Here is a 25,452-nt window from a genome sequence, read left to right on the forward strand (position 1 = left end):
GGGTGCGCCGGATTTTCGTGATGACCGGTCGACTAACCTGCGTACAGCCGCCACCCTACGTTTAGTCGCGGCGGGGTGGCGAATCTCAATCCATCACGGAATTACACCATGAATAAAGTCCTACCCGACCCACCCATCAATCCCACCAAAGACCGCGCTGCCTTCAACCGCGCCATCGACCATTACCTGCCCACCCAAGGTTTCCACGCCGTCAACGAAGACCTGAGCTTCGAAGACGCCCTGCTCTACACCGCCAGTTTGCTGGACAGCGCTTCAGCGACGGCGCTGGATTGCGGGGAGCTGCTGGAGAAACCGGAGCGGGCGAAGATCCTCGCGGTGTGGCATTTGCTGGAAATCGCCAAAACCACGGTTGACCGCTCCATCGAATGCCTCAAGCCCACGAAGACCACTGCCTGACCACGCACAAAAAAAGTGGGAGGGAGCTTGCTCCCGATAGCGGTGGTTCAGGCACTCATGCAGTGATTGCCACTCCGTCATCGGGGGCAAGCCCCCTCCCACATGGACCGCATTTCATTGGAGTTAGTGGCATCTGGTCATGGTTTTTAAAGGGCCAGCAAGCCGGGTCGCTTTAAATTGCAGGACGTTTCCTAGACAATCTGCGCCGCCTTGTGCCTGTTGGAATCGATGGCTAGTCTGCGGTCCGTCACTGCCAAATCAGTGATCGGGTTTAGTCGCCCGGATTCAGAACAGGCGCATGGTCCCATGAAGCTCAATGGTGGCTGTGCGCAGGGCGCCTTCGGGCGCGCCGGGTTCCTGTTCTGACCGGTCGACTAACCTGCGTACAGCCGCCACCTTCGTTTAGTCGCGAAGAGTGCCGTCTCCTTGATCAGACAGGAGTTTCACCATGACCAAAGCCCTACCCGACCCACCCCACGACCCCGCCAAAGACCGCGCTGCCTTCAACCGCGCCATCGACCATTACCTGCCCACCCAAGGTTTCCACGCCGTCAACGAGGACCTGAGCTTCGAAGACGCCCTGCTCTACACCGCCAGTCTGCTGGACAGCGCTTCGGCGACGGCGCTGGATTGCGGGGAGCTGCTGGAGAAACCGGAGCGGGCGAAGATCCTCGCGGTGTGGCATTTGCTGGAAATCGCCAAAACCACGGTTGACCGCTCCATCGAATGCCTCAGGCCCACGAAGACCACTGCCTGACCACGCACAAAAAATGTGGGAGGGAGCTTGCTCCCGATAGCGGTGGTTCAGGCACTCATGCAGTGACTGCCACTGCGCCATCGGGGGCAAGCCCCCTGCCACATGGGTTTCTCTGTGTTCCTTAGGCTGTCATTTGGAGACGGGCATCGCAAACTCCGCACCTTGCTCAATGCTCTCCGACCAACGCTGCATGATCGACTTCTGCTTGGTGTAGAAGCGCACCCCCTCAGTGCCGTAGGCATGCATATCGCCGAACAGGCTCTTCTTCCAGCCGCCAAAGCCGTGCCAGGCCATCGGCACCGGGATCGGTACGTTGATGCCGACCATGCCCACTTCGATACGCCGTGCGAATTCGCGGGCGATGTTGCCGTCGCGGGTGAAGCAGCTGACGCCGTTGCCGAATTCGTGGTCGTTGACCAGTTTCACCGCTTCGGCAAAATCATTCACGCGCACGCAGGCCAGCACCGGGCCGAAGATTTCTTCGCGGTAGATGCTCATCTCTTGAGTCACATGGTCGAACAAGGTCGCGCCGAGCCAGAAGCCGTTTTCCAGGCCGGGTTCGGTCGGCACGTAATCGCGGCCGTCGAGCAGCAGTTGCGCGCCGGCCTGGACGCCTTGTTCGATATAGCCGCTGATGCGCTCCAGTGCGGTGCGCGAGACGATCGGGCCCATTTCGGCCTTGAGGTCGCGGCCATCGGTGATGCGCAGCTGCTTGGCCCGCTCGGTCAGGGCGGCGATGACTTTGTCACCCACATCGCCCACCAGCACCGCCACCGAGATCGCCATGCAGCGCTCGCCGGCACTGCCGTAGGCGGCGCCCATCAGCGCGTCGACGGTGCGTTCGATGTCGGCGTCGGGCATCACCACCATGTGGTTTTTCGCGCCGCCCAGGCCTTGCACGCGCTTGCCGTGGCGCGCGCCGGTTTCGTAGATGTATTGGGCGATCGGCGTGGAGCCGACAAAGCTCACGGCCTTGACGTCCGGGTGTTCGATCAGCGCGTCCACCGCTTCCTTGTCGCCCTGCACCACGTTGAACACGCCGCTGGGCAAACCGGCTTCGCGCAACAACTCGGCCATGAACAGCGCGGCGCTCGGGTCGGTCGGGCTGGGCTTGAGGATGAAGGTGTTGCCCGCCGCGATGGCGATCGGGTACATCCACATCGGCACCATCACCGGGAAGTTGAACGGCGTGACGCCAGCGACCACGCCCAGGGGCTGGCGCATCGTCCAGTTGTCCATGCCTCGCGAGACCTGGTCGGAGTGTTCGCCCTTGAGCAGGTTGGGAATGCCGCAGGCGAATTCGAGGATGTCGATGCCACGGTCGACTTCGCCCTGGGCATCGGTAAACACCTTGCCGTGTTCGGCGACGATGATGCGCGCCAGGTCGTCCTTGCGTGCGCGCAGCAGGTGCAGGTATTCGAACAATACGCGGGCGCGGCGGATCGGCGGGGTATCGGCCCAACTGGCGAAGGCGGCTTGGGCAGCGGCGACGGCTTCGCCGACGGTCTGGCGGCTGGCCAGGGCGACGCGCCCGGTCACGGCGCCGGTGGCCGGATTGTAGACGTCCTGATAGCGATCATCGCGGCTCACGCGCTGGTCGTTGATGTAGTGCTCGATGGTGCTGGTCATGGCAGTAGGTCCCAGGTGGGTAGCGTTGGGACACACGATAGGCTTTCGATTTGTTCCGAACCAGAGCAGAATCCAGAACTGATTGTCCTTATAGGCGAACAATAACCCCATGGAAAAGTCTGAGATCGAAGGGCTGTGGAGCCACATTCACTGGCTCTCGGTGCTGGAAGAACACGGCACCTACACCGCCGCCGCTGCGCGCCTGGGGGTGAGCAAATCGGCGGTCAGCCAGCGCATCAGCGACCTGGAAAAAGCCACCGGCACGCGCCTGGTCACCCGCACCACCCGCAGCGTGCGCCTGACCGACGCCGGGCAGTCACTGACGCGGGACGTGCGCAGCGCCTACGAACAGATCGCCCGCAGTTTTTCTTCGGTGCGCGACGCCGCCGGGGAAATCCGCGGCCTGGTGCGCTTGACCGCGCCGGTCGCGTTCGCCCGGCAGCAACTGGTGCCGCACCTGTCGGCCTTCCTGCAACTGTACCCGCAGGTGCGGGTCCAGCTGGAGGTGTCGGATGCCTTGAGTTCACTGGCCGCCGAAGGCTACGACCTGGCGGTGCGCCACGGTTTTCAGGTGCCGGAAACCCACGTCGCATGGAAGCTGTGCGACACCACCTCGGTGCTGGTCGCCACCCGCGACTACCTGCAACGCCACGGCGAACCGCGCAGCCCCGGCGAGCTCAGCGCGCATAACTGTCTCTACTACCCGCGCGGCACCGAGCAGCCCGCCTGGACCTTCGAGCGCGGCGGCAAAACCCTCGAACGGGTCACCGTGCCGATCGCCGGAAGCTTCTCGACCAACAACAGCGAAGCCTTGCGCGACTCGGCGCTCAATCACCTGGGCATCGCCCTGCTCCCGGATTTCAGCGCCCATGCGGCGCTGGCCGGCGGCACGCTGGTGCAGGTGCTCAAGGGCTGGACGCTCAAGGGCGCGTTTGCCGATGAGATTTACTTGATACGGCCCTACTCGCCCCATGTACCCAAGTCCGTAAGTGCATTGGTGGGTTATCTGAAGGAAAAACTCTCCGGAGGCTTTCGTGTCACAGGTTGACCGCCTCATCGCTGAGACGCTGCCGGCTGGCGCGTTTGGGTGGGCGGCAGGTAGGCGGATCGCTCGATCACATCCGTGCGTACCGCCGAAGGTTGCCCCGCCGGGTTACGCGCAAAGCTGCACAGGGTGACGGGCAGTTGCGAGAGCGGGTAACTCGTTCCGCCCGTGGCGAGGATGTAGCGGACGTCGTCATTGTCACGGCAGGCAGCTTCCGCCGAGGTGTCCACATAGAAATAATGGTGGCTGAAGGCGGTTTGCGGGTCGTCCCAGTTGACGCTGTAGTTCAGGCCGATGCGCGGGACTGGCGCCGGGTCGGTCAAGAACACCGAGTGGGTGAACGCATTGTGCAGCAAGGCCGGCGTCAACGGCTCGTCGGGGGTTTGAACGCCGATGATGCACAGCACATACGCCCCCAGCGCCGGGCCGATGGCCTGATTGATGTAGCCCTGGGTTGACGCAATGGCACGTTGATAGCCATTGGGCAGCCTGCATTCATTGACGTTGCGCACAGCCTTGAAGCGATAGAACGGGTCCTGGATCGAGAACCTGATGTTCCAGGTGGGCTGCACACTCTGCCCGAATTCGCCCAGTTGCATATGCACATAGGGATTGAGCTTCCAGGGTTCCTCAAGGTGGATATCGACGGCTTTGAGCTGGCAAGCGGGCGTATCGTTCGAGAATTGGCCCTCGACAAAACAACGGTGCAGGTCGTTGGCGGGATAGCTGTAGTTGAACTTGGCCGCTTCACACGCCGAGACGTTCTGGCAGTTGTTGAGGATGTCTTTTTTAATGACCGCCGCGACTTTGCTGACAATGCCGGTGACTTCATTGGTATGCCGGTCCAGCATCGGGCTGCCGGAACTGCCGTACTGCAGGTCATTGCAGCGGTTTTTCAGGGCGCCGGGAAACACCCCGGGATGCTCGACAAAGCTGTTGGTCGCGGTTTCCTTGCAGGCACTCATACGCAAGCCCTTCTGGCGAAACCCGCTCGGCGAACCGACATTCACGACCTCACGTTCCCCGGTACTTTGATGGGTGGCGAGCTTGAGCGGCATGATGCCGTCGGTGATCAGCCCGGCGAGTGAGGTATCCAGTTCGAGCACCGCCAGATCAGTGCCGACCATGCTGGTCCAGTGCGCCGTTTTAATGCGAAACGTGCGCTGTTGCGCCGGCGTGTCGTGGAAATAATTGAACGTGATGCTCGCCTCGATGGCTTGGTTGACATGGGCCGTGCCGAAGCTGAAGTACACGCAATGCCCACTGGTCAAGACATACGCCGGGCCGACGGCCTTGCTCTGGCGGTTGCGGGTGTCCAGCAGCACCGCGTTGCAGGTTTGGCCGATCGCATTTTTCAACAACCCGATACCGGACCACAGCGCGTAACGCTGGTCGTGGTTCTGCAGCGCCAGGGAGGCGCTGCCATCGTTCAGTCCCTCGGCCAGGTCTCTGGCGTGGGTGAGGCCGGTAAGGCAAGGCAACAGCAGTAACACGAGGGGGAAGATGCAGCGGGTCAGCATGGTCGAACGTCCGGGTGGCAACAGGGGTGGTGCCGAAACGTACTTGAGGCGTGGCGAACAGGTGACCTACATAGATGTGGGGGCTGCCGGTTTGAACGTATTTTTTTCGCCGGGATATTGCCCGCAACGACTAAAAGTCCATAATGGACAAATTAGTTTACAGCGGAGTTCCCCATGTCCAGCACGCCCCATGTCATCCAGCAGGCCCAAGCGCGCGAGTTACTCGCTCAGATCGACGTACCCCAGATCCTGCACAAGCTGTTCCGCGACCTCGCCGCCGGGCTGGCGGTGCAACCGCCGCAACAGTTAGTGGCGTTTCCGAAGGGCGCCGGCGACTTCATCAACTACCTGGGCGTGCTGGCCGAGGACGGCGTGTACGGGGTCAAGACTTCGCCGTACATCGTAGGGGAGCAAGGGCCATTGGTGACGGCCTGGACGCTGTTGATGTCGATGCACAGCGGCCAACCGTTGCTGCTGTGCGATGCCCATGAACTGACCACGGCACGCACCGCCGCCACCACGGCCCTCGCGGTGGACGCCCTGGCGCCATTGGCGGCCCGGCGCCTGGCGATCATCGGCAGCGGCAAGGTCGCCCAGGCGCACTTGCGCTACGTGCAAAACCTGCGGGACTGGCAGCACATCAGCCTGTTTTCACCGAGCCTGGCCAGCGCCAGCCCCGCCACCCTCGCGCAGCTCACCGGCCTCGACCCGCGCCTGAGCATCGCCGACAGCTGCGCGGCGGCCGTGGCGGATGCCGACGTGATCATGCTGTGTACCTCGTCGGCAGGCCCGGTGCTCGACCCGGCGCACCTGAGCAAACCGGCGCTGATCACTTCGATCAGCACCAATGCGCCCCGCGCCCATGAAGTGCCGCCCCACAGCCTTAACGCGATGCAGGTATTCTGCGACTATCGCCAGACCACTCCGGACGCAGCCGGCGAAATGCTGATCGCCAGCGAACAGCACGGGTGGGACAAACGCGCGGTGATGGGCGACCTGCCCGAGCTACTCAGTGACATGGCACAGCGCCCGGACTACCAGCGCCCGGTGTTTTTCCGGTCCATCGGGCTGGGGCTGGAAGACATTGCGCTGGCTAACGCGCTGTACCAGCTGCAGCGCTAACCCCACCTTCAGGAGATGTTCATGAGCCACGCAGACTTCATCATCATCGGCGGCGGGATTGCCGGCGCGTCCACGGGTTTCTGGCTGTCGCCCCACGGCAAGGTACTGGTGCTGGAGCGTGAGGCCCACCCCGGCTATCACTCGACCGGGCGTTCGGCCGCGCTCTACAGCGCCGCCTACGGCACCCCGCAAGTGCGCGCACTGACCCTGGCCAGCCGGGCGTTTTTCGACAACCCGCCCGCCGGTTTCTGCGAACACCCGCTGCTCACGCCCCGGGGCGAGATGACTGTGGACTTCAGCGGCGACCCGGCCGAGCTGGACAAGCAATACCTCAGCGCCAAGGCCACCGTGTCGCAGGTCGAACGACTGAGTGCCGACGAAGCCTGTGCACGCTTGCCGATCCTGCGGCGCGACAAAGTCCACGGGGCGATCTACGATCCGACCGCCAGCGACATCGACACCGACGCCCTGCACCAAGGCTACCTGCGCGGCATCCGCCGCAACCACGGCGAAGTGCGGACCGACAGCCACGTGCTGGGCCTGAGCCGCACTGCCGACGGCCTGTGGCACGTACAAACCCAGCATGAAACCTGCACCGCGCCGATCATCATCAACGCTGCCGGCGCGTGGGCCGACCATATCGGCGGGCTGGCCGGCGCCGCGTCCGTCGGCCTGCAACCCAAGCGTCGTTCGGCGTTCATCTTCGCCGGCCCCGAAGGCGTGGACAGCCACGCCTGGCCGATGCTGGTGGCCCTCGACGAAGCGTTCTACATGAAACCCGATGCCGGCATGTTCCTCGGTTCGCCGGCCAACGCCGACCCGGTGGAACCCCAGGACATCCAGCCCGAAGAACTGGACATCGCCATGGGGATCCACCAGATCGAAGAAGCCACCACCCTGACCATCCGCCGCCCGACCCGCACCTGGGCCGGCCTGCGCAGTTTTGTCCACGACGGTGATTTGCTGTCCGGCTTCGATCCGCGGGTGGCCGGGCTGTTCTGGGTGGCGGCACAGGGCGGGTACGGCATCCAGACCTCGCCCGCGATGGGCCAGGCCAGCGCGGCCTTGGTGCGCGGCGCGGCGCTACCGGAGCCACTGACGCGGTTCGGCCTGGACGCTGGTATGCTCTCCCCCGAACGCCTGGAGCCGCATTGATGAACACCGCTGAACAAGACAAGGTCCTGCAGAACTTCCGTGCGATCGCCGATGCGATCGCCACGTTGTTCTTCCCCCACGCCGAAGTGGTGCTGCACGACCTGCGCACGCAAAAGGTCGACTACATCGCCAACAACCTGTCGAAACGGGCCATCGGTGACGATTCGGCGCTGGAAGACATGCTGAGCGACGACATCCGCGAAGTGAATATCGGCCCCTACGAAAAGCTCAACTGGGACGGTCAGAAAATCCGCAGCCTGAGCACCGTGCTGCGCGACCACAAGGGTCGCCCGCTGGCCGTGCTGTGCATCAACCTGAATATCTCGCTGTTCGAAAACGCCAAGGCGGCGCTGGACCTGTTTCTGTCACCCAGCAAACTGATCCCGCAACCGGACTCACTGTTTCGCGATGACTGGCAGGAACGGATCAACACTTTCTTGCACGCCTGGCTGCGCGAACGCCAGTTGAGCCTGAACCTGCTGACCCGCGACCACAAGCGCGAGCTGGTGCTGGCGCTGCACGCCGAAGGTGCGTTCAAGGGCAAGAGCGCCTCGAACTACGTGGCCAATGTGTTGGGCATGGGGCGGGCAACGGTCTACAAGCACTTGAAGGAACTGAAGGGCTGAAGCCGGCAGCCGCGATCAAATGTGAGAGCGGGCTTGCCAGGGCTCGACAGCTCTCACACTGACCTACAGCGTTTTCAAGTGCGTATTCAGCATCAGTCGCCGTAGATATCGGACTTGAAGTACTGCGCGGAAATCTTCTGGTACTCGCCATTGGCGCGGATGCCGTCGATGGCCGCATTCAACTCACTGACCAACGCGCTATTGCCCTTGCGCACCGCAATGCCGGCGCCCTCGCCCACGTATTTCGGGTCTTTGAGTTCCGGCCCGACAAACGCATAACCCTGGCCTCGCGGCAGCGACAGGAAGTCACTCAGGGGGATGGTGTCGGCAAAGATCGCATCCAGGCGCCCCGCCGCCAGGTCCATGTAGATTTCTTCGTTATTGCTGTAGCGCTTGACGTTGATGCCCTTGGGTTCGAACACCTCGGTGGCATACCGGTCGGTAGTCGTGGCCCGCTGCACGCCGACGGTCTTGCCTTTGAGGCTGGCGTACTGGTCGTCCACCACCGCGCCGTCCTTCATCACCAGACGCGATGAGGTGAAGTAATACTTGTGGGTGAAATCCACCGACTTCTTGCGGTCTTCGTTGATGGTCATGGACGACAAGGCCATGTCGATTTTCTTCACTTTCAGCGAAGGAATCAGCCCATCGAACTCGCCTTCGACCCACACACACTTGACTTTCATCTGCGCGCACAAGGCGTTGCCGATGTCATAGTCGAACCCGACGATTGTGCCTTCCTGGGTCTTCGATGCGAACGGCGGGTAAGCCGCCTCGATGCCGATGCGCAGGGTTTTCTCGGCGGCCAGGGCGTGGCCGCAAGCGAACAGGCTCAGGGCCAGGGCGGTGATGAGGGAGCGTTTCTTCATGGTCGTGGTCTCGCAAGTTATTGTCGATTTGGCAAGATTGAAGAAAAAGTCAGGCGGGTTTTTTGTACTTATAAATCCATAATGGACTTTGGCGTATTTTCCGTCAATCGCTTCCAGGCAATCCACGCACGGGGCTCAGGTGCAGGGGGAATCGGCTTCGGTGTGAGCGGACGGCGGGATCAGCGAAGCCAGGTATTCGCCAAACCCGCCCTGGCACTTGTAGTCCCGACGCGCGCTGGTAATCACCGGAATGGTGGCCGTCCAGGCGATCCGCGCGCCGGTCCGTTCAAGGTCGGCCACCAGGCGGACGTCTTCATCCGCGGCCAGGTGCTGAAACCCACCGGCGGTGCGATAGGCCTCGGCACTCAACCCAAGATTTGCACCATGGATGTGGCGGTGGTTTTCGATGAATCGGTAGCGCTCCAGGTATTGCGCGCGCACCCGTTCGCCGTGCTCGTTCCAGCTGTCGACCTCGACGGTGCCGCACACCGCGTCAGCGCCAAACCCGAGCTGGCGCACCAGCCAATCCTGGGGAACCCGCGTGTCTGCATCCGTGAAGGCAAGCCACTGCACGCCGCGCTTGAGCAACGTCTCGGCGCCGACGGCTCTGGCCTTGCCCACATTCTGAAAACGCACGTCGAGTGTCGCCGCACCGTGGGCCGCCGCCAACGCGTCGGTGCGGTCGGAACAGTCATCCAGAACCACGAGTATCTCAACCGGGCGGCCGTCAAGCGCGGGATGTTCACTGGCGAGCCGCACAGAAGCGAGGCACTCGCTGATCTGCCGCTCTTCATTATGGGCGGGTATCACGACTCCTATCATTGGCGTTGCCTCAGCTGGCGAAGTATGTCCAGCTATCGACATAGCGCTGAGGCAGAAGGTTTAAACAATCTTGTGCCGCCGCCTGACGACGCGCATCGTTGCCGCCGTGCCTCCCCAAAAAATTCGCACGAATGGCTTGCCTTCGCCTCATAGAGTGGTGACGCTTAGGTATTTGGGTAACCGTCAAAGGGCAAGGCGCATGCATCGAGTCACCACGAGCCGTTTTTTCACCGGGCTGTTCGCCCTGCTGATGCTGTGCGCTACGTTGCCCAGCCTCGCGCAGGCTGCGCCTTCGCCGATCAGCGACCCGCGCAGTGTGCCGCTGCTGGCTGAGGACGCCAGTGTGCAAGACCTCAACGACCAACTCGACCTGATCCGCCAGAAAGTCACGGGCAGCGCCAACGACGACCTGCTCTCGACCTTGCGCCAGGCCGCCTTGCAGGTGCAAAAACAGGCCGACACCCTGGCCGCCAAACAAATCCTCGATCTTGAACACCTGGATGACCAGCTCAACGTGCTTGGCCCAGTACAGGTCAATGAGCCTCCCAGCCTGACCCAACAACGCAGCGCATTGACCCGGCAGAAGAACACCCTGCTCAACGAGCAGCGCCAGGCCAGCAGCCTGAGCCAATCCGCCAGCGACATGGCCGCGCAGATCTTCAGCCTGCGCCGCAGCCTCTTCGACTCACAGATCAGCACCCGCTCGGCGAGCCCGATCAGTGTGGTGTTCTGGTCCAACATCATCCGCCCGACCGACGACGATCTCAGCCGTTTACGCGGCCTGTACGCCGATGTCCGCAGCGTGACGGACACCGCCGTGGCGCCGGGAAACCGCTGGTTTTTCGTGAGCATGCTGTTCGGTGCGCTGCTGGTCTGGGTGACGGGACGACGGGTGTTGGAGCACACGCTGGTCCGGCTGACGGTGCGCTGGATCCCCGAAGGCCGCCTGCGTCGCAGTGCCCTGGCGCTGGCGGTGGGGCTGGCCACCGTGCTGACCATCAGCCTGGCCGCCACGCTGCTGCGCTGGGGCGTGCTACGCGACACCGTGCCCAGCGCCGACATGCTCACGCTGCTCGATCAATTGCAGACCCTGGTGGTGTTCTGCGCCTTCATTGTCGGCCTCGGTCGCGCCCTGTTAATGCGCGCGCATCCGTCCTGGCGCCTGCCCCAGATCCCCGACCAGATCGCCGTCGCCCTGGGTCCCTTCCCCGTGCTGATGGGCCTGGCCTTGATGCTGATCGGCACCCAGGAACGCATCAACAGCGTCATCGCCAGCAGCCTGGCACTGACCGCGGCGGTGAACGGCCTGACCGCGCTGGCCATCGCGCTGGTGTTCTTCTTCGGCCTGCTGCGTTACCGCCGCACCCGCCGCCGATACGCGCTTGAACGCATGAGCGGCATCGCCGGGCTGATTCCGTTTGTCGCCGGGACCTGGATCGGGATCGCCCTGCTGGCGCTGTTGAGCGGCTACCTGACCCTGGCTTACTTCCTCACCGTCAAACTGCTGTGGATGAGCGTGGTCGCGGCGACGGCTTATCTGCTGATCGCCTGCTTCGGCGACCTCTGCGAGACCCTGCTCTCGCCGAAACAGCCTGGCGGCCTGGCGCTCGGCTCGGCCCTGGGCCTGTCCGAACGCCACCAGGCACAGGCCAGCACGATACTCGCGGGCGTGGGCCGCACCCTGCTGATGTTCACCGCGGTGCTGTTGGCGTTCCTGCCCTCCGGCTCCAGCCCGGGCGAGCTGCTGGCGGGGCTGACGCAACTCGACCTGGGCAGCAAGCCGCTGGGCAACCTGAACATCGCGCCCGGCGATATTCTGCTGGCCCTTGTCCTGCTCGCGATCGGCCTGTTCGGCGTGCGCGTGCTCAAGAACTGGCTCGGCGAACGGCTGCTGCCGGAAACCAACATGGACGCCGGCATGCGCGCCTCGCTGGTGACCCTGGTGGGTTACATCGGCTTCGTGCTGGTCGCGGTGGTGGTGATGTCCACGCTGAATATCAGCCTGACCAACTTGACCTGGGTGGTCAGTGCGCTGTCGGTGGGCATCGGTTTCGGCCTGCAGGCGATCGTGCAGAACTTCATCTCCGGCCTGATCCTGCTCACCGAACGCCCGGTCAAAGTCGGCGATTGGGTCAGCCTCGCGGGCGTCGAAGGCGATATCCGCCGCATCAACGTGCGCGCCACGGAAATCCAGATGTCCGATCGCTCAACGGTGATCGTGCCCAACTCGCAGTTCATCACCCAGAACGTGCGCAACGTGACCATGGGCAATGCGCTGGGCGTGGTCGGCATCACCCTGACCCTGCCGCTGGAAACCGATGTGCTGCAGATCCGCGAACTGCTGTTGACGGCATTCACCGAACACGAAGACGTGCTGGACACGCCGGCGCCGTCGGTGACGTTCAAGGACCTGACCGCCAACGGATTGGTCATCGGCGTCAGCGGTTACGTCAACAGCCCGCGCTCGGTGGGAACAGCCCGCAGCGACCTGCTGTTCACCGTCCTCGGGCGCCTGCGCGAACTCGGCGTGGCGCTGTCATCGCCGCAGAGTATGGTGCTGATCAATGAGGCGGCGGAAAAAGCCTCGCCGGCCGATTAGAGCGCCACACAACCAAGCATCAGCACTCCGCCAATTGCGTTCTGATTTTTTCCACCACGCCCTGCATGGCCGGCAGATAGCGGCGGGCGGCTTCCTCAACTGACATCGCCTTGGCGATGTAGACCAGATTCAGGCAGCCCATCACCCGCTCCTCGTGCCTGATCGGAATCGCAATCGCAGCGATTTTACGCTCAAGGCCCCAGTGGGAATTGTTTTCGCCGTAGCCCTTGCCGAGGGTGTGCTCGACCAACCGATCGACAAAGCCGCGATCCGCCGCCAGCGCCGACTGTTCATCGTCGCGGCTGATCAACAACTCGATCAGCTCTTCGCGCTCGGCCGGCGGGCAGAACGCGAAGTACGCGCGCCCGATGGCGGTCATGAGCAAGGGTAAACGCCGGCCGACCATGGAGCGGTGAAACGACAGGCGACTGAAGCGATGCGTGGTCTCGCGTATCACCATGGCGTCGCCGTCCAGCGTACACAGGTCGGTGGGCCAGACCACTTGTTGCAGCAACTCGCCGAGCAGCGGTGCGGCAATCGACGAAATCCATTGCTCGTCGCGAAATCCCTCGCTCAGTTCACGGACTTTCAGCGTCAGGCGATAGCTGTCATCCGACTCGCTGCGGCGCACATAACCCTCGGCCTGCAAGGTCTCCAGCAGCCGGCGAACCGTGGTCCGGTGCAGCCCGCTTTGCTCGGCCAACTGCGCCGTACTGGCCCCGCCATCGAAACGATTCAAGCCATTGATCAGGGCCAAACCCCGCATCAGCCCACGAACGGTTTTGTATTCTGTTTCGCTCATGGACGCTCCATTATCGTTTCAAATCAACGCTGTGCACCTGGTGCACACTAGCAGGGGTTTTCGTTGTCCACCAGCCTCGTGATTTCCATACTGCGCCCCACAAGAAATCCAAAAACGCTGTACGGAGATACCCATGAGTCTTGCACCCGCTCCTTCCACATTGGAGCTGACCGCCGACGTTGCCATCGTCGGCGCCGGCCCTGTCGGCTTGATGATCGCCAATTACCTGGGACAACGTGGCGTGAACGTCACCTTGGTGGAAAAGCTCGACACCCTGATCGACTACCCCCGCGCCATCGGCCTGGACGATGAAAGCCTGCGCACATTCCAGGCCGTCGGTCTGGCGGACAAGGTGCTGCCGCATACCACGCCTTGGCACGCCATGCGTTTCCTGACGCCCAAGGGTCGCTGCTTTGCCGATATCCAACCGAAAACCGACGAGTTCGGCTGGTCCCGCCGCAACGCGTTCATTCAACCTTTGGCCGACCGCGTGCTGTTCGACGGCCTGCAGCGCTTCAGCAACGTCAAGGTACTGTTCAGTCGCGAGCTAGACAGCTTTGAACAAAGCGACAGCGCGGTGGTGCTCAACCTCAAGGATCAGCATGGCCGCAGCGAACGCCTGAATGCCCGTTACCTGATCGGTTGCGACGGTGGCAACAGCCTGGTGCGGCGCAGCCTGGACATCAGTTTCGAAGGCAAGACCGCGCCCAATCAGTGGATCGTGGTCGACATCGCCAACGACCCGCTGGCCACGCCCCATGTCTATCTGTGCTGCGACCCGGTGCGTCCTTACGTGTCCGCCGCCCTGCCCCACGGCGTGCGTCGTTTCGAGTTCATGGTGATGCCCGGCGAAACCGAGACCGAGCTGAGCAAGCCCGAGAACCTGCGCAAGCTGCTGAGCAAAGTCTTGCCCAACCCCGACCGCATCGAGCTGATCCGCAGCCGCGTCTATACCCATAACGCGCGTCTGGCCGGGCGGTTCCGCCAGGGCCGGGTGCTGCTGGCCGGCGATGCCGCGCACATCATGCCGGTATGGCAAGGCCAGGGTTACAACAGCGGCATGCGCGATGCCTTGAACCTGGCGTGGAAACTCGCGCTGGTGATCAAGGGCCTGGCCGCCGACAGCCTGCTCGACAGCTACGAACAGGAACGCCGCGACCACGCCAAGGCGATGATCAACCTCTCCGTACTCGCCGGCCACGTATTGGCGCCGCCGAAACGCTGGCAAGGCACCCTGCGCGATGGGGTGTCGTGGTTGCTCAACTACCTGCCGCCGGTCAAGCGTTACTTCGTGGAAATGCGCTTCAAACCGATGCCGCAATACACCCGGGGCGCGTTGATCGTGCCGACTGCAAAAGGCTCGCCGGTGGGCAAGATGTTCATTCAGCCAAAGGTCTTGACCGACGCCGGCACCACCGTGCTGCTGGACGAAGTGATTGGCGACAACTTTGCGATCATCGCCTGGGGCTGCGATCCAACCTGGGGCCTGTCGGCCACGCAAATCGCCCATTGGAAAGCCCTGGGCACGCGCTTCATCCAAGTGTTGCCGGACGTCCAGCTCCGAGTACCGAGCGATGCCGGCCAAGACGTGATCCGCGTGGGTGACAGCAGCGGGCGCTTGAAAGAATGGTTCGCGCTCGGCACCTCGTCCATCGCCCTGGTGCGTCCGGACCGCTTCCTCGCCGGCCTGGCCATCCCGCAAACCGTCGGCCAGGCCTGCGATGACCTGGCCCGGGCGCTCAAAGCCGTGCCACCGACCTCGGCGAACGCTGTTGTCAGCAAGGTCGCGTGACATGAGCGCCTTTGTGCATTGTTTGTCTCATACGCCGTTGGTGGGCTACGTCGATCCGGCGCCGCATGTGTTGGCTGAAGTCGACGGCGTGATCGACGCCGCGCGCGAGCGTATCGCCCGCTTCGACCCGCAGTTGGTGGTGCTGTTCGCTCCCGACCATTACAACGGCTTTTTCTACGACGTGATGCCGGCCTTTTGCATCGGCATGGCGGCCCACGCGATTGGCGATTTCGACACCGCCGCCGGCCCGCTCGACGTGCCCAAAGCGCTGGCCGAATCCTGCGCCCAGGCGGTGCTGGATGCCGGTGTCGATGCCGCGGTGTCGTATCGCATGCAGGTCGACCATGGGTTCGCGCAACCGTTGGAACTGTTGCTCGGCGGCTTGCAGCGCTGCCCGGTGATTCCGGTGTTTATCAACTCGGTGGCCGTACCGCTGCCGAGTTTCAAACGCGCCCGACTGCTGGGTGAAGCGATCGGCCAATGGGCCAAAGCGCTGGATAAACGTGTGCTGTTCCTCGCTTCCGGTGGTTTGTCCCATCAGCCACCGGTACCGGAACTGGCCAAGGTCGACGCGCGCATGGCTGACCGTCTGATGGGCAGCGGGCGTCAGCTCCCCGCCGATGAACGACAGGCCCGCCAGAACCGGGTGATTCAAGCCGCCCGCGCTTTCGTCGAAGACCCGAACAGCCTGCACCCGCTGAACCCGGCCTGGGATCAGCAGTTTCTCGACAGCCTCGAACAGGGCCGCATGCGCGACCTCGACAGCTTGGGCAATGACGCGTTGTCGGCGCTGGCCGGCAAGTCGACCCACGAAGTCAAAACCTGGGTCGCCGCCTTCGCTGCCCTGAGTGCCTTCGGCCCGTATCAGACCGAAGGCCGCTACTACCGCCCGATTCCCGAGTGGATCGCAGGTTTCGGTGCGCTTGGCGCACAGCCGCAGCCCCCTCACCCATGAATTCAAGGAACACTGCCATGACTGCCACTGCTTTCAGTGAAGCCTCCACCAGCCGCTTTGCCCGTATCAAGGAAGGCGACCTGGACCTGCAACTGCACTACAACGATCTTGGCGAAGGCGCCGACACCGTGGTCATGCTGCACGGCTCCGGGCCGGGCGCGAGCGGCTGGGCCAACTTCAATCGCAATATCGAGCCGCTGGTGAATGCCGGTTTTCGCGTGATCCTGATGGATTGCCCCGGCTGGAGCAAAAGCGACACGATCGTCAGCGAAGGCTCGCGCTCGAACCTCAATGCCCAAGCGCTCAAGGGCCTGCTCGATGTGCTGGGACTGGAGCGCGTGCACATCATCGGCAATTCGATGGGGGCCCACAGCACCGTCGCCTTCGCCCTGGAATACCCTGAGCGGATCGGCAAGCTGATCCTGATGGGCGGCGGCACCGGCGGCCCGAGTGCCTTCGTGCCGCAGCCCACCGAAGGCATCAAGCTGATCGGCGCGCTGTACCGCGACCCGACCATCGAGAACCTGAAGAAGATGATGAATGTCTTCGTTTTCGACGCCAGCGGCCTCACCGACGAACTGTTCCAGACCCGCCTGGACAACATCCTGTCGCGCCGCGATCACCTGGACAACTTCGTCAAGAGCAGCACGCTCAACCCCAAGCAATTTCCGGATTTCAGCCACCGCCTGCACGAAATCAGCGCCGACACCCTGCTCGTCTGGGGCCGCGAGGACCGCTTCGTGCCGATGGACACCGGCTTGCGCCTGCTGGCCGGCCTGCCCCGGGCGCAGTTGCATGTGTTCAACCGTTGCGGCCACTGGGCGCAGTGGGAACACGCCGAGAAGTTCAACCGCATGGTCCTGGACTTCCTGACCCACTGATCATCGAGGCTGACATGACGCTGACTCAAGACACCCTGCAACAACTCGCCGCCGACCTGCGCCAGGCCGAAGACCACGGCGAAGCCATCGGGCCGCTGCGCGAGCGGATCGGTGCAGACAACGCCGCCGCCGCGTATGCCATCCAGCGCCTCAACGTCGACCACGGCGTGGCCAACGGGCGCCGCGTGGTCGGGAGCAAGATCGGCCTGACCAACCCCAAGGTCCAGGCCCAGTTGGGCGTGGACCAGCCGGACTTCGGCACCCTGTTTGCCGACATGTGCTACGGCGACAACGCCACCGTGCCGAGCGGCCGCGTACTGCAACCGAAGATCGAGGCTGAAATCGCGCTGATCCTCGAACGCGACCTGCCCCGCGCCGACACCACATTCGCCGACGTGATGGCGGCCACCGGCTGGGTCGTGCCGGCCCTGGAAATCGTCGGCAGTCGCATCCAGGGCTGGAACATCCGCTTCGTCGATACCGTGGCTGACAACGCGTCCAGCGGCTGCTTCGTACTCGGCGGCCCGGCTCGACGTCTCGATGGGCTCGACCTGCGCCAGGCCAGCATGCGGATGACCCGCAACGCTGAAGAAGTGTCCAGCGGCAGTGGCGCCGAATGCCTTGGTCACCCGCTCAATGCGGCGGTCTGGCTGGCCTGCGCCATGGCGCGCCTGGGCGATCCGCTGCGCGCCGGCGACATCATTCTCACCGGCGCGCTGGGGCCGATGGTGGCGGTCGCTGCCGGTGATCGGTTCGAGGCCGAGATCGACGGCATCGGCCGGGTCGGCGTGAACTTCTCGGTAGACAGTCGCGCCGAGTAATCGGCGACTTGCGTGCATATGAGGCAATAACAATGAATAAACTCAAAGTCGCCATCATCGGTTCCGGCAACATCGGCACCGACCTGATGATCAAGATCCTGCGCAACGCCAAACACCTGGAAATGGCGGTCATGGTCGGCATCGACCCGGCCTCCGACGGCCTCGCCCGCGCCCAGCGCATGGGCGTGGCCACCACCCATGAAGGCGTCGAAGGCCTGACCCGCATGGACGTGTTCCAGCACATCGATTTCATCTTCGATGCCACCTCGGCCGGCGCGCATGTGCAGAACGATGCGTTCCTGCGCGCGATCAAGCCCGGCATCCGCCTGATCGACCTGACGCCGGCAGCCATCGGCCCGTACTGCGTGCCGGTGGTGAACCTGGAGCAGAACCTCGATCAGCTCAACGTCAACATGGTCACCTGCGGCGGCCAGGCGACTATCCCGATGGTCGCCGCGGTGTCGCGCGTGGCCAAGGTGCATTACGCCGAAATCGTCGCCTCGATCGCGAGTAAATCCGCCGGCCCCGGCACCCGCGCCAACATCGACGAATTCACCGAAACCACCTCTAAGGCCATCGAAGTCATCGGCGGCGCGGCCAAGGGCAAGGCGATCATCGTGATGAACCCGGCCGAGCCGCCGTTGATCATGCGCGACACGGTGTTCGTGCTGTCCGAAGCGGCGGACCAGGCGCTGGTCGAAGCCTCCATCGTCGAAATGGCGGCGGCCGTGCAGGCTTATGTGCCGGGCTATCGCCTCAAGCAAAACGTGCAGTTCGACGTGATCCCGGCAGATGCGCCGCTGAACATCCCTGGCCTGGGCAAATTCTCCGGCCTGAAAACCTCGGTGTTCCTCGAAGTCGAAGGCGCCGCCCATTACCTGCCAGCCTACGCCGGCAACCTCGACATCATGACCTCCGCAGCCTTGGCTACCGCCGAGCGCATGGCGCAGTCGATGCAACAGGCCTGAGGAGAGCGACATGAACGCTAAGAAAATCTACATCTCCGACGTGACCCTGCGCGACGGCAGCCATGCGGTGCGTCATCAGTATTCGCTGCAGAACGTGCAGGACATCGCCCGTGCCCTGGACAAAGCGAAAGTCGACTCGATCGAAGTCGCCCACGGCGACGGCCTGCAAGGCTCGAGCTTCAACTATGGCTTCGCGGCGCACACCGACCTGGAATGGATCGAAGCCGCCGCCGATGTGATCAGCCACGCCAAGATCACCACGCTGTTGCTGCCCGGCATCGGCACTGTGCATGACCTCAAGGCGGCCTACAACGCCGGTGCCCGCGTGGTGCGGATCGCCACCCATTGCACCGAGGCCGACGTCTCCAGACAGCACATCGAATACGCCCGCGAACTGGGCATGGACACCGTCGGTTTCCTGATGATGAGCCACATGATCCCGGCCGAGCAGCTCGCCGCCCAGGCCAAGCTGATGGAAAGCTACGGCGCCACCTGCGTGTACATGGCCGACTCCGGCGGCGCGATGAACATGCAGGACATCCGCGATCGCTTCCGTGCGTTCAAGGCCGTGCTCAAGCCGGAAACCGAAACCGGCATGCACGCCCACCACAACCTCTCGCTCGGCGTGGCCAACTCGATCACCGCGGTCGAGGAAGGCTGCGACCGCATCGACGCCAGCCTTGCCGGCATGGGCGCCGGGGCCGGCAACGCGCCGCTGGAAGTGTTTATCGCCGCCGCCGAACGCCTGGGCTGGAACCACGGCACCGACCTCTACACCTTGATGGACGCAGCGGATGACATCGTGCGGCCGTTGCAGGACCGGCCGGTGCGGGTCGACCGCGAGTCGCTGGCGCTGGGGTATGCCGGGGTCTATTCGAGCTTCCTGCGCCATGCCGAAATCGCCGCGGCCAAGTACGGTTTGAAGACCGTGGACATCCTTGTCGAGCTGGGCAAACGGCGCATGGTCGGTGGCCAGGAAGACATGATCGTCGACGTCGCGCTGGACCTGCTCAAACGCTGAACCGTGCATTCCCCCGTCCAGTCGCCCACGCAGCGGCCGGACGGTTTTGCTGTGCCCATTACAACAATAAAACGGGTATTTCCCATGACATCGCTAAACGTGCTGACACCGTTGTATATGGCGCGGACCATCGGTCTGTGCTTCCTCGTCGCCCTGATGGAAGGCCTCGACCTGCAAGCCTCGGGCATCGCCGCCCAAGGCATGGCGGCCGCGTTCCAACTGGACAAACTACACATGGGCTGGGTCTTCAGCGCCGGCATTTTCGGCCTGCTGCCCGGAGCGTTTCTCGGCGGTTTGCTGGCTGATCGGATCGGCCGCAAACGGGTGTTGATGGCCTCGGTGGCCCTATTCGGATTGTTCTCGCTGGTCACGACCATGGCCTGGGACTTCAACAGCCTGCTGGTTGCGCGCTGCCTCACAGGCGTCGGCCTGGGCGCGGCACTGCCTAACCTGATCGCGCTGACCAGTGAAGTGGCTGGCCCGCGCCTGCGTGGCAGCGCCGTGAGCCTGATGTATTGCGGCGTGCCCTTGGGCGCGGCGCTGGCGGCCAGCATTGGCATCGCGCAACTGGCCGGCGGCTGGCAAGTGGTGTTCTACGTCGGTGGTATCGTGCCGTTGCTGATCGTGCCGCTGCTGGGGGTTTATCTGCCGGAATCCGCGGCGTTTCGCAGCGTGCGCGACGCCGCGCCGATCAGTGTGGCCAGCGGGCTGTTCCGCGGGGGCGCGGCATGGCCGACCGTGATGATCTGGGTCAGCTACTTCTTTACGCTCATGGTGGTTTACATCCTGATCAACTGGCTGCCGAGCCTGTTGGTCGGCCAAGGCTTCAGCGGTTCTCAAGCCAGTTGGGTGATGCTCGCGCTGCAATTTGGCGCGGCGGCCGGCACGTTGTTGCTGGGCTGGGTCATGGATCGCCTGCCGGCCTGGGCGTTGTCGGCGCTGATTTACCTCGGCATCCTCGCGTCACTGACTGCGCTGGGCATGGCCACCCAATGGCACAGCATGCTGGCGGCCGGCTTCGTCGCCGGGTTCTTCGCCACGGGCGGGCAATGTGTGCTGTATGCCTTGGCCCCGCATTTCTATCGTCCGTCAATTCGCGCCACGGGCGTCGGCAGCGCGGTGGCCATTGGCCGGTTGGGTGCGATGAGCGGCCCGTTGGTGGCCGGCAAGATGCTCGCACTGGGCACGGGCACCACGGGCGTGATGATGGCCTCGGCACCCGGCATTGTCATCGCCGCGCTGGCGATGTTTTACCTGTCGCTGCGCCGCAACCGCTACCCGGCTGACTGAGCGCCAATCCGTACTCGCCTTCCGCGCCACGATGGCGCGGGGGTTACTCCAACAACAATAAAAGTGAACACTGCCATGCTCAGGAACTTCTTTCGGGGCGTCAGCGCCTGCACCTGCGTTTTTTTCGTAGACCAGGCCTGCGCCGCCGGTTTTGTCGACGACAGCCAGGCCGATCTGGTGATACGCAACTATTACTTCGATCGCAATTACGTGAACGCCACGCCGCAGGCGGCTGCCCGCGAGTGGGCGCAGGGCTTCATTCTCAACATGCGCTCGGGCTATACCGAAGGGCCTGTCGGCTTCGGCCTGGACGCCCAGGGTTTGCTGGGCGCACGTCTGGACTCCTCGCCCGCACGCACGGGCACCGGCCTGCTACCGTACAACCACCAGACCCGTGAACCGGCCAGCGAATATTCGGAGCTGGGCCTGACCGCCAAGGCCCGGGCCTCGAAGAGCGAGTTGCAACTGGGGACCATCAGCACGTTTCTGCCAATCGCCTTCGCCAGCCCTACCCGCCTGCTGCCGCAGACCTTCCGCGGCACGTACCTCAAGTCCCAGGAAATCGACAACCTGACCCTGCACGTCGGCTGGCTCGACCGCATCAACCTGCGCGACGCCACCCACTACCAGAAAATGTCGGTAGCCTCGCCCAACGGCCGCTTCAATGGCGCCGCCGAATCCGACCGTTTTACCTTCCTCGGTGGCGACTATGCCTGGTCGCCGCAACTGACGCTCAAGTACTACCACGCCGAACTGGCTGACCTTTATCGCAAGGATTTCTACGGTTTCGTCGACAATCGCCCGATGGGCCCCGGCCGCCTGAAAAGCGACGTGCGCCTGTTCGTCACCGGTGAAAACGGTGCCGCCAAGGCCGGCCCCGTGGACAATCGCAACGCCGCCCTGATGCTGACGTACAGCCTGGGCGCGCACAAATTCGGCGCCGGCTACATGCAACTGACCGGCAAGACCGCCATGCCTTACCTGTTCGGCACCGAGCCGTTGGTGATCACCGAAGGCACGCTGAGCTCGGAGTTCCTCAACCCCAAGGAGCGCAGTTGGCAGGTGCGTTATGACTACAACTTTGCCGCGCTGGGCTTGCCCGGGCTCAATGGCATGCTGCGTTACGTCAGCGGCGACAATATTGAGTTACCCAAACTGGGCGGCAGCAACCTGAAGGAAAGCGAAAAAGATATCGAACTGAACTATGTGCTTCAGAGCACGCCCCTTAAAGGCCTGAATCTGCGCGTGCGCAACGCATGGTACCGCAATGATTTCGCCGCCCAGGCCAGCCATCGGGACGACAATGAGCTACGGGTGAATGTCGATTACACCTGGAAGCTATGGTGAATGACCGCCCAGTGATTCACCTGGGCTGGGCGGATCGTTCAAATGTGGCCGTCGCATAGGCCTTCTGGAGCAACACAAACCCGGCCTCGGGCCGGGTTACCCCGCGTCGCGGCCAGGTGCTCATCGGGGCGCCCCTACCTGTTCCTTTCTAATAGCCAAACACTGACTTTGTCTCCAGGTACTCCTCAAACCCGAACACCCCCCATTCCCGCCCGTTTCCGGACTGTTTGTAGCCGCCAAAAGGCGCGTCCTGGTCGGCCTTGCAACCATTGAGGTGGACCATGCCGGTACGCAACTGTCGAGCGATAGCCCTGGCGCGTTCGCGGTCCGACGAGGTGACGTACCCCGACAGCCCGTACACGCTGTCGTTGGCGATCCGCACCGCCTGCTCCTCGCTGTCATACGGAATGATCGCCAGGACCGGGCCGAACACTTCTTCGCGAGCGATGCTCATGTGCGGCTCGACATCGGCAAAAATCGTCGGTTTGACGTAGAACCCTGTCGTCACGCCGTCTGGGCGCCCTGTTCCACCGGCCACCAGCAACGCGCCTTCGCACAGCGCCTGCTCGATCAACTGCTGGACCCGATTGAACTGCATGACGTTGGCCACCGGCCCGATGGCCGTGGCAGGCCGGCTATCATCGAAACACACCTGGGCCGCCACCTCGCAGGCGATTGCGACCGCCTGGGCATGCAACGCCCGCGGCACCAGCATGCGGGTCGGTGCATTGCACGACTGGCCGCTGTTGCGCATGCAACCCAACACCCCATGGCGCACCGCGCTGGGCAGATCGGCATCGTCGAGCAGGATATTGGCCGACTTGCCGCCCAGTTCCTGGGCGACTCGCTTGACCGTATCCGCCGCCGCCTTGGCCACTGCGATACCCGCCCGCGTCGAGCCGGTGAACGAGATCATGTCGATATCGGCATGCTGCGACAGCGCCGTGCCGACACCCGGACCGTCGCCATTGACCACGTTGAACACCCCCTGGGGCACGCCGGCCTCGTGCAGAATCTCGGCAAAAATCAGCGCCGACAGCGGCGCGCGCTCACTGGGCTTGAGCACCACCGTGCAGCCGACGGCCAGCGCCGGGGCGACTTTGCAGGTGAGCTGGTTGAGCGGCCAATTCCAGGGGGTGATCAGGCCACACACGCCAATCGGCTCACGCATCACCCGCGAGCTTCCCAGCATTGTTTCGAACGGGTAGCGCTTCAACACCTCCAGGGCCCGCACCAGATGGCCCAGCCCCGCCGGCACATGGGCCGTTCTGGCGAGTGACAGCGGCGCGCCCATTTCCTGATGCACCGCAAGAGCCAACGCCTCACTGCGCCGCTGATAGCCGTCGATGATCCTCTCGAGCAGTTCGATACGCTGCTCGGGCGCGGTCGCGGAGAAACTCGCGAATGCCGCTTTGGCCGCCGCCACCGCACGGTTCACGTCGCGTTCGTTGCCCAGGATGATCCGCGCAACCACCTGCTCGCTGGACGGATCGATCACGGCTTCGATCACCTGGCTATCGGGCCTGACCCAGGCCCCGTCGATGTAAAAATCCAATAGATCCGTCATAACCGCTCCTCGACTCAATCACGCAACCTGGCATAACGCCTCGCGCAAGGTTTCGAATACCTGCGCGATGTGTTCCGGGGAAATAATCAGCGGCGGCGAGATCACGATGGTGTCACCCGAGCCCCGTACCAGCACGCCGTGATCGAAACACCACTGCGCCACTTGCGCGCCCCTGACACCCGGCGCGGCTGGCAACGCTTGCAGCTCGACAGCACACAGCAAGCCAATCGCGCGGACATCCACCACCGGCCCGACGCCTTTGAGCGACAACGCGGCCGCTTGCCAGAGATCGCTGACCGCCAGCACGTGCTGGTTGATCCCCAATTCCTCATGCACCCGCAGCGTCGCCAGGCCGGCCGCACAGGCCAGCGGATGGGCGGAATAGGTGTAGCCGTGCATCAATTCGATAGCGTTCTCCGGGCCGGCCATAAAGGCTTCATAGACCCGCCCGCTGACGAGCACGCCGCCCATCGGCACCGCGCCGTTGGTGAGGCCCTTGGCGGTGGTGATCAGGTCCGGAGTGACGCCGAACGCCTGCGCGGCGAAGCTTGCGCCGACACGACCGAAACCGGTGATCACTTCGTCGAAGATCAGCAGCACGCCGTGCCGAGTACAGATGTCGCGCAGCCGCTGCAAATACCCCTGTGGCGGCGGATAGACACCGCCGGAACCGGTGACCGGCTCGACGATCACCGCCGCCACCGTGCTCGGGTCTTGCACTTCCAACAGCTGCGTCAGCGCATCGGCGTATTCGACGCCAGTGGCCGGTTGGCCCGCGGTAAAGCGCATGCTCGCGTCATACGGCAAGGGCAGGTGCGAGACCTCCCCCAGCAATGGCCCGAAATCGCGCTTCTGACGCCCCAGCCCAGACACCGAAAGGCCGCCGAACCCCATGCCGTGGTAGCCCTTGGCACGCCCGATGAACTTGGTCCTGCGGCAATCGCCACGCGCCTGATGGTAGGCCCGGGCAATCTTCAGCGCGGTGTCGACCGCTTCGGAACCGGAGTTGGTGAAGAACACCTGCTCGATGCCGGCCGGGGCAATCGCGATCAAGCGCTCAGCCATTTCCAGCGCGTGGGGATGGCTCATTTTGAATGAGGATACGAAGTCCAGGCGCCCGGCCGATTCGCGAATCGCCTCGACAATTCGGGCCTGGCCGTGACCCGCATTCACACACCACAGACCGGCCATGGCATCCAGAATGCGGCGGCCATCGGTGGTGGTGTAATGCATGCCCTCGGCGCTGGCGAACATCATCGGCTGCTTTTGAAACTGGCGCATCGGTGTGAACGGCGCCCAAAACGCCGAGGCGGCCTGGGGCGTAGGGGTGTTGCCGGAAAGATCGCTCATGGGCGCTCCTTGATGATCGGTGATGAAAAAACCTCAATCCGCACAGCACAACGCAGATCGGTTGTAGGCACCGGCAAGCCGGCGCCTACGGCAGTGC

22 protein-coding genes are annotated in these 25,452 nt (G+C 63.5%); 15 read left to right on the forward strand and 7 right to left on the reverse strand.

Features of this window, described 5'->3' with window-relative positions; translation table 11 throughout:
* Nucleotides 1-108 precede the first annotated feature (108 nt).
* Both NR164_RS08450 and NR164_RS08455 read left to right on the forward strand, forming a co-directional pair.
* The gene (locus NR164_RS08450) at nt 109-417 is read left to right on the forward strand and encodes a DUF6124 family protein (RefSeq protein ID WP_256822610.1); all 309 of its coding nucleotides are present in this window, start codon (nt 109-111) and stop codon (nt 415-417) included.
* 448 nt (nt 418-865) lie between these two features.
* Nucleotides 866-1,174 (forward strand): DUF6124 family protein, encoded by a 309-nt coding sequence (locus tag NR164_RS08455; RefSeq protein WP_017847907.1) that lies wholly within the window; start codon nt 866-868, stop codon nt 1,172-1,174.
* A 129-nt stretch (nt 1,175-1,303) separates the two neighbouring features.
* Here NR164_RS08455 and NR164_RS08460 read toward each other — a convergent pair whose 3' ends face one another.
* Nucleotides 1,304-2,803, reverse strand: coding sequence for a CoA-acylating methylmalonate-semialdehyde dehydrogenase (locus NR164_RS08460; protein WP_046484042.1), 1,500 nt, complete (start codon nt 2,801-2,803; stop codon nt 1,304-1,306).
* A gap of 109 nt (nt 2,804-2,912) precedes the next feature.
* On the opposite strand from NR164_RS08460, the gene NR164_RS08465 reads away from it, so the two are divergent.
* A complete protein-coding gene (locus NR164_RS08465; protein WP_017847909.1) occupies nt 2,913-3,851 on the forward strand; it encodes a LysR family transcriptional regulator in 939 nt (312 codons plus the stop codon).
* Nucleotides 3,852-3,856: 5 nt separating this feature from the next.
* Here the strand turns inward: NR164_RS08465 and NR164_RS08470 are convergent, their stop codons facing one another.
* On the reverse strand, nt 3,857-5,368 hold the full coding sequence (locus NR164_RS08470) for a serine protease (RefSeq protein ID WP_256822612.1): 1,512 nt from the start codon (nt 5,366-5,368) through the stop codon (nt 3,857-3,859).
* A 174-nt stretch (nt 5,369-5,542) separates the two neighbouring features.
* Here NR164_RS08470 and NR164_RS08475 point away from each other — a divergent pair, with 174 nt between their 5' ends.
* Genes NR164_RS08475 through NR164_RS08485 form a run of 3 tightly spaced genes read left to right on the forward strand, consistent with a single transcriptional unit; the run spans nt 5,543 to nt 8,271 of the window.
* Entirely contained in the window at nt 5,543-6,490 is a 948-nt protein-coding gene (locus NR164_RS08475) for an ornithine cyclodeaminase family protein (RefSeq protein WP_017847911.1), read from the forward strand.
* A 21-nt stretch (nt 6,491-6,511) separates the two neighbouring features.
* Complete coding sequence (locus NR164_RS08480; protein ID WP_057005924.1) at nt 6,512-7,645, forward strand: FAD-binding oxidoreductase; 1,134 nt, start codon at nt 6,512-6,514, stop codon at nt 7,643-7,645.
* Nucleotides 7,645-8,271 carry a transcriptional regulator gene (locus tag NR164_RS08485; RefSeq protein WP_017847913.1) on the forward strand — a complete coding sequence of 209 codons (627 nt, stop codon included), beginning with the start codon at nt 7,645-7,647 and terminating at the stop codon, nt 8,269-8,271. Before NR164_RS08480 ends, NR164_RS08485 begins: the two co-directional genes overlap by 1 nt.
* 92 nt (nt 8,272-8,363) lie before the next feature.
* Here NR164_RS08485 and NR164_RS08490 read toward each other — a convergent pair whose 3' ends face one another.
* Both NR164_RS08490 and NR164_RS08495 read right to left on the reverse strand, forming a co-directional pair.
* Complete coding sequence (locus NR164_RS08490) at nt 8,364-9,140, reverse strand: ABC transporter substrate-binding protein (RefSeq protein ID WP_017847914.1); 777 nt, start codon at nt 9,138-9,140, stop codon at nt 8,364-8,366.
* Between the two features lie 135 nt (nt 9,141-9,275).
* Nucleotides 9,276-9,962, reverse strand: a complete 687-nt coding sequence (locus tag NR164_RS08495; protein WP_104903474.1) for a glycosyltransferase family 2 protein — start codon at nt 9,960-9,962, stop codon at nt 9,276-9,278.
* A 199-nt stretch (nt 9,963-10,161) separates the two neighbouring features.
* Here NR164_RS08495 and NR164_RS08500 point away from each other — a divergent pair, with 199 nt between their 5' ends.
* On the forward strand, nt 10,162-12,561 hold the full coding sequence (locus NR164_RS08500) for a DUF3772 domain-containing protein (protein ID WP_256822613.1): 2,400 nt from the start codon (nt 10,162-10,164) through the stop codon (nt 12,559-12,561).
* A 19-nt stretch (nt 12,562-12,580) separates the two neighbouring features.
* Here the strand turns inward: NR164_RS08500 and NR164_RS08505 are convergent, their stop codons facing one another.
* Nucleotides 12,581-13,363 carry a DNA-binding transcriptional regulator gene (locus tag NR164_RS08505; protein WP_017847917.1) on the reverse strand — a complete coding sequence of 261 codons (783 nt, stop codon included), beginning with the start codon at nt 13,361-13,363 and terminating at the stop codon, nt 12,581-12,583.
* A 133-nt stretch (nt 13,364-13,496) separates the two neighbouring features.
* Here NR164_RS08505 and NR164_RS08510 point away from each other — a divergent pair, with 133 nt between their 5' ends.
* The 8 genes from NR164_RS08510 (at nt 13,497) to NR164_RS08545 (ending at nt 22,438) form a co-directional block, all read left to right on the forward strand.
* Complete coding sequence (locus NR164_RS08510; protein WP_057005927.1) at nt 13,497-15,155, forward strand: bifunctional 3-(3-hydroxy-phenyl)propionate/3-hydroxycinnamic acid hydroxylase; 1,659 nt, start codon at nt 13,497-13,499, stop codon at nt 15,153-15,155.
* A gap of 1 nt (nt 15,156) precedes the next feature.
* The gene (gene mhpB / locus NR164_RS08515) at nt 15,157-16,110 is read left to right on the forward strand and encodes a 3-carboxyethylcatechol 2,3-dioxygenase (RefSeq protein ID WP_256822614.1); all 954 of its coding nucleotides are present in this window, start codon (nt 15,157-15,159) and stop codon (nt 16,108-16,110) included.
* Nucleotides 16,111-16,127: 17 nt separating this feature from the next.
* Nucleotides 16,128-16,991, forward strand: coding sequence for an alpha/beta fold hydrolase (locus tag NR164_RS08520; RefSeq protein WP_017847920.1), 864 nt, complete (start codon nt 16,128-16,130; stop codon nt 16,989-16,991).
* Nucleotides 16,992-17,005: 14 nt separating this feature from the next.
* The gene (gene mhpD, locus NR164_RS08525; protein WP_256822615.1) at nt 17,006-17,812 is read left to right on the forward strand and encodes a 2-keto-4-pentenoate hydratase; all 807 of its coding nucleotides are present in this window, start codon (nt 17,006-17,008) and stop codon (nt 17,810-17,812) included.
* A gap of 32 nt (nt 17,813-17,844) precedes the next feature.
* Nucleotides 17,845-18,780 carry an acetaldehyde dehydrogenase (acetylating) gene (locus tag NR164_RS08530; protein WP_256822616.1) on the forward strand — a complete coding sequence of 312 codons (936 nt, stop codon included), beginning with the start codon at nt 17,845-17,847 and terminating at the stop codon, nt 18,778-18,780.
* A 10-nt stretch (nt 18,781-18,790) separates the two neighbouring features.
* A complete protein-coding gene (gene dmpG, locus NR164_RS08535; RefSeq protein WP_108525598.1) occupies nt 18,791-19,801 on the forward strand; it encodes a 4-hydroxy-2-oxovalerate aldolase in 1,011 nt (336 codons plus the stop codon).
* A gap of 84 nt (nt 19,802-19,885) precedes the next feature.
* Nucleotides 19,886-21,091: a 3-(3-hydroxy-phenyl)propionate transporter MhpT gene (gene mhpT, locus NR164_RS08540; RefSeq protein ID WP_256822618.1), complete on the forward strand. Its 1,206-nt coding sequence runs from the start codon at nt 19,886-19,888 to the stop codon at nt 21,089-21,091.
* Between the two features lie 75 nt (nt 21,092-21,166).
* Nucleotides 21,167-22,438, forward strand: coding sequence for an OprD family porin (locus tag NR164_RS08545; RefSeq protein ID WP_079443506.1), 1,272 nt, complete (start codon nt 21,167-21,169; stop codon nt 22,436-22,438).
* Between the two features lie 148 nt (nt 22,439-22,586).
* Here the strand turns inward: NR164_RS08545 and NR164_RS08550 are convergent, their stop codons facing one another.
* Together NR164_RS08550 and NR164_RS08555 are read right to left on the reverse strand one after the other, a co-directional pair.
* Entirely contained in the window at nt 22,587-24,005 is a 1,419-nt protein-coding gene (locus tag NR164_RS08550) for an aldehyde dehydrogenase family protein (RefSeq protein WP_256822619.1), read from the reverse strand.
* Nucleotides 24,006-24,023: 18 nt separating this feature from the next.
* On the reverse strand, nt 24,024-25,355 hold the full coding sequence (locus NR164_RS08555; protein ID WP_046383948.1) for an aminotransferase class III-fold pyridoxal phosphate-dependent enzyme: 1,332 nt from the start codon (nt 25,353-25,355) through the stop codon (nt 24,024-24,026).
* Nucleotides 25,356-25,452: the final 97 nt, after the last annotated feature.

The sequence above is a fragment of the Pseudomonas sp. Pse79 genome (genome assembly GCF_024519615.1).
Taxonomy (GTDB): domain Bacteria; phylum Pseudomonadota; class Gammaproteobacteria; order Pseudomonadales; family Pseudomonadaceae; genus Aquipseudomonas; species Aquipseudomonas veronii.

Excerpts from the sequence above, each read along its gene's own strand:
- mhpD (WP_256822615.1), top strand. The coding sequence starts at position 17,006 with ATGACGCTGACTCAAGACACCCTGCAACAACTCGCCGCCGACCTGCGC.
- NR164_RS08550 (WP_256822619.1), bottom strand. The coding sequence starts at position 24,005 with ATGACGGATCTATTGGATTTTTACATCGACGGGGCCTGGGTCAGGCCC.
- NR164_RS08450 (WP_256822610.1), top strand. The coding sequence starts at position 109 with ATGAATAAAGTCCTACCCGACCCACCCATCAATCCCACCAAAGACCGC.
- NR164_RS08530 (WP_256822616.1), top strand. The coding sequence starts at position 17,845 with ATGAATAAACTCAAAGTCGCCATCATCGGTTCCGGCAACATCGGCACC.
- dmpG (WP_108525598.1), top strand. The coding sequence starts at position 18,791 with ATGAACGCTAAGAAAATCTACATCTCCGACGTGACCCTGCGCGACGGC.
- mhpB (WP_256822614.1), top strand. The coding sequence starts at position 15,157 with ATGAGCGCCTTTGTGCATTGTTTGTCTCATACGCCGTTGGTGGGCTAC.
- NR164_RS08520 (WP_017847920.1), top strand. The coding sequence starts at position 16,128 with ATGACTGCCACTGCTTTCAGTGAAGCCTCCACCAGCCGCTTTGCCCGT.
- NR164_RS08555 (WP_046383948.1), bottom strand. The coding sequence starts at position 25,355 with ATGAGCGATCTTTCCGGCAACACCCCTACGCCCCAGGCCGCCTCGGCG.
- NR164_RS08470 (WP_256822612.1), bottom strand. The coding sequence starts at position 5,368 with ATGCTGACCCGCTGCATCTTCCCCCTCGTGTTACTGCTGTTGCCTTGC.
- NR164_RS08545 (WP_079443506.1), top strand. The coding sequence starts at position 21,167 with ATGCTCAGGAACTTCTTTCGGGGCGTCAGCGCCTGCACCTGCGTTTTT.
- NR164_RS08480 (WP_057005924.1), top strand. The coding sequence starts at position 6,512 with ATGAGCCACGCAGACTTCATCATCATCGGCGGCGGGATTGCCGGCGCG.
- NR164_RS08475 (WP_017847911.1), top strand. The coding sequence starts at position 5,543 with ATGTCCAGCACGCCCCATGTCATCCAGCAGGCCCAAGCGCGCGAGTTA.
- NR164_RS08490 (WP_017847914.1), bottom strand. The coding sequence starts at position 9,140 with ATGAAGAAACGCTCCCTCATCACCGCCCTGGCCCTGAGCCTGTTCGCT.
- NR164_RS08500 (WP_256822613.1), top strand. The coding sequence starts at position 10,162 with ATGCATCGAGTCACCACGAGCCGTTTTTTCACCGGGCTGTTCGCCCTG.
- NR164_RS08460 (WP_046484042.1), bottom strand. The coding sequence starts at position 2,803 with ATGACCAGCACCATCGAGCACTACATCAACGACCAGCGCGTGAGCCGC.
- NR164_RS08495 (WP_104903474.1), bottom strand. The coding sequence starts at position 9,962 with ATGATAGGAGTCGTGATACCCGCCCATAATGAAGAGCGGCAGATCAGC.
- NR164_RS08510 (WP_057005927.1), top strand. The coding sequence starts at position 13,497 with ATGAGTCTTGCACCCGCTCCTTCCACATTGGAGCTGACCGCCGACGTT.
- mhpT (WP_256822618.1), top strand. The coding sequence starts at position 19,886 with ATGACATCGCTAAACGTGCTGACACCGTTGTATATGGCGCGGACCATC.
- NR164_RS08465 (WP_017847909.1), top strand. The coding sequence starts at position 2,913 with ATGGAAAAGTCTGAGATCGAAGGGCTGTGGAGCCACATTCACTGGCTC.
- NR164_RS08505 (WP_017847917.1), bottom strand. The coding sequence starts at position 13,363 with ATGAGCGAAACAGAATACAAAACCGTTCGTGGGCTGATGCGGGGTTTG.
- NR164_RS08455 (WP_017847907.1), top strand. The coding sequence starts at position 866 with ATGACCAAAGCCCTACCCGACCCACCCCACGACCCCGCCAAAGACCGC.
- NR164_RS08485 (WP_017847913.1), top strand. The coding sequence starts at position 7,645 with ATGAACACCGCTGAACAAGACAAGGTCCTGCAGAACTTCCGTGCGATC.